This window comes from Aquimarina agarivorans, from assembly GCF_000218485.1.
GTDB lineage: Bacteria > Bacteroidota > Bacteroidia > Flavobacteriales > Flavobacteriaceae > Aquimarina > Aquimarina agarivorans.
The window spans coordinates 1-2,708 of sequence record NZ_AFPB01000052.1 but is presented as its reverse complement, the minus strand read 5'-3'; the positions used below and the strand labels follow the sequence as shown (position 1 = coordinate 2,708).

Genomic DNA, 2,708 nt, shown 5'->3' with positions numbered 1-2,708 from the left:
CAAGGTATAAAAAACATAGGGGATTTTGTGTCGAATTCTAAAGGCAAGGCTAATCAGCAATGGCGCCAAATATAAAATTTGGCGTTTATAGTAGAAAAGATAAAAGCAAAATATTTATATTTAGCTAAGTAATAAACCCAAACGATAGTGCTTATCACCTACCCTACGTTTCTTATACTAGACGTTACAAGCAAGCGCTCAAAAAACTTAAAATTATGGATAGTTGGGAATCAAGTAAAGTAGCCGAAGCGATTGAAAGGAAGCTAAGAGAAATAATCATTAAATGTATTGAAGAGCATGACGGCGAATGTGACTTCGAAAGAAAAGTCCGTCAATCGGTAAGTGAAAGAATGTATGATTTTGTTAGAAGCTCTTCTTCTTTCGACCTTAATGTTTTAAGAGATTACGAGTTAAAGAATTCAAGCTGTGATGTTAGTAGCGGTAACGATTGTGTTCTAGGTAAAATTGAACTAGAGTATCATGAAAAGCATGACCGATATAAATATGGCGAACCTGGATATAGAGGTAATGAAGATGGAGAAATTTGCCAATATCCTGACTATGCTGATAGATACTACCAATGGGAGAATTTTCGTGAAAAATGGATTGATGTAACTGATAAAGTATGTGAAGACGATAGACGAAAAACAAATGGCTTTATGAATAATGCAGCTTTTGAGCCACTTTGGGGAAACAATCGATCTGGTGGGGATAGCTTTAGCACAAATAGGCACAGAAATGGAGGAGATTTATGGGGTAATCCTCAAATTAGAAAACCTCTTGGTGGATTCAAAAAAATATCGGCTAATGTTTTTAAATCTATTTACAACTTTACCTTAAATTTAAAATCAGCTATTAACCACTACTTAAAGCTTGATGAAGCTTTTAAAAATGAAGATATTGAAACAATAGAAAAAATGACTTCTAAGGATAGTATTTCATCTATTGAAGAACCTAAAGTTATAATTAGGATAAAAAAAGTAAATCATTGGAGTTATTTTAATAATAATGGACATGTAGATCAAGGAGGTAGTTTAACTGAAAAAGATACTGCCGTCTACGTTAAAGATGTAGAAAAAGTAAATCTAAATATTGAAAAAATTAATCAATTAAAGAAGCATAAAGCTTATGATGATTTTAAAAAAAATAATTAGCCAACAACTTTGGATAATCATATTATTGACACTAATAAATTGCAAAGAAAAAGAACAATTTTTAAAATCAATATATACAAATCCATGCTATGTAAACAACAACTACACAGGAAAAATAATCCCAAACCTAAATTTAGATACAATAGATTTAAATCAAAATACGACAAGATCAACAGCACTTTTTTTAGGTAAGTTCAAAAAACAACATACAATCTCGGAATTAGAAAAAATGCATAACAGTCTTGATACTTTTGTAAGTCCATTAGAAAAAGAGAATGACACTATTTATTTCAATTATAAGTTTGATTCTACAGGTAAATTTTATTTAGATGGATATATCCAAGATTTAGTTTTACTAAAAAATTATTATCCCGATGGCAGAGCGAGAGTGATTACAAATTTAATTAAGGTAAGTGAAAAAATAAAAGTTATTGAACAAAAATAGCCAGCTTGTAACAAGTTGTATAATTAATAGCTACCCTAACGGGACAGCTATAAATCATACAACAATCGTTGTAGCTCATACTTTACTAATAAATGAGTCTGATCATCTTGTCGCTCACAAGCGTTGTTTTGAGTTTTTGTATTGGTTCATCTAATGGAATTCTTTTTACTGTAAACTGATAAAAATACACAGCTGAGTTGAGTCTGAGAACTGAATTCAATTAACTGCAAAAACTCAATTTGTGGCTACGGCTGACTGAATAACGGCTAATAATTGAGAGTTTGTACGGTTTTAGCTCGTCCGAAACGCTATGCCCTATCTTGGTGTTTTGGCTCGTGCAAAAAAATACAAGCTACAACAATAACTATAAACAATGCAGGGCAGTCGCTAGCCGAATTAAATAGTTGATTTGCTTGGTCGTAAAAGCTTTTTTCTTACTTTTATAATCGTAAAATTAAAAGGCGCCAAAAGCTTTTACTTGGGCTGGTTTGAAGTTCGTTGAACTTCTTCACTGCACTGTTCATAGTTGGGGCGTTACCACACATAAGCAAAAATAGAATGGAGAATTACCTTTTTAAGTCTGAAAGGTTAGGTTTTAGAAATTGGACTGATACAGACAAACCTAAAATGACAGAAATCAATTCCGACTCTAAAGTAATGGAGTTTTTTCCGAGTATTCCAAATAAAGAACAAACAGAGGAATTTGTTGATAGAATGAAAAAGCAATATTCTGAAAACGGATTTTGCTATTTTGCTGTTGATAAATTGGATAATAATGAAATGATAGGTTTTATTGGAATTTCAAAACAAAATTTCGAATCTGACTTTACGCCTTGTGTAGATATTGGGTGGAGATTAGCACAAAAAGAATGGGGAAAAGGATACGCAACTGAAGGAGCTAAAAAATGTCTTGATTTTGCTTTTAATGATATCGGATTAAAAACAATAAAATCTATTTGTCCAAAAATAAATGATAAATCTGAACGTGTTATGAAAAAACTCGGAATGAAGAAAAAAAAGACCTTTAATCATCCATTATTAAAAGAATATAAAACACTTGAAAGTTGTGTCTTGTACGAAAAAGAAAATATATAAATAACGTGTGGTAA

At 31.3% G+C, this 2,708-nt stretch carries 3 protein-coding genes; all 3 read left to right on the top strand.

The features are described 5' to 3' along the window. The first annotated feature begins 215 nt into the window (after positions 1–215). The 3 genes from GMC_RS0102060 to GMC_RS0102050 all read left to right on the top strand — a co-directional run bounded on the left by GMC_RS0102060 (position 216) and on the right by GMC_RS0102050 (position 2,694). The gene (locus GMC_RS0102060) at positions 216–1,154 is read left to right on the top strand and encodes a hypothetical protein (RefSeq protein ID WP_010520574.1); all 939 of its coding nucleotides are present in this window, start codon (positions 216–218) and stop codon (positions 1,152–1,154) included. Beyond that, positions 1,129–1,599 carry a hypothetical protein gene (locus GMC_RS0102055; protein ID WP_138940543.1) on the top strand — a complete coding sequence of 157 codons (471 nt, stop codon included), beginning with the start codon at positions 1,129–1,131 and terminating at the stop codon, positions 1,597–1,599. Before GMC_RS0102060 ends, GMC_RS0102055 begins: the two co-directional genes overlap by 26 nt. Positions 1,600–2,157: 558 nt before the next feature. Continuing rightward, on the top strand, positions 2,158–2,694 hold the full coding sequence (locus GMC_RS0102050; protein ID WP_010520572.1) for a GNAT family N-acetyltransferase: 537 nt from the start codon (positions 2,158–2,160) through the stop codon (positions 2,692–2,694). Positions 2,695–2,708: the final 14 nt, after the last annotated feature.

Excerpts from the sequence above, each read along its gene's own strand:
- GMC_RS0102055 (WP_138940543.1), top strand. The coding sequence starts at position 1,129 with ATGATGATTTTAAAAAAAATAATTAGCCAACAACTTTGGATAATCATA.
- GMC_RS0102060 (WP_010520574.1), top strand. The coding sequence starts at position 216 with ATGGATAGTTGGGAATCAAGTAAAGTAGCCGAAGCGATTGAAAGGAAG.
- GMC_RS0102050 (WP_010520572.1), top strand. The coding sequence starts at position 2,158 with ATGGAGAATTACCTTTTTAAGTCTGAAAGGTTAGGTTTTAGAAATTGG.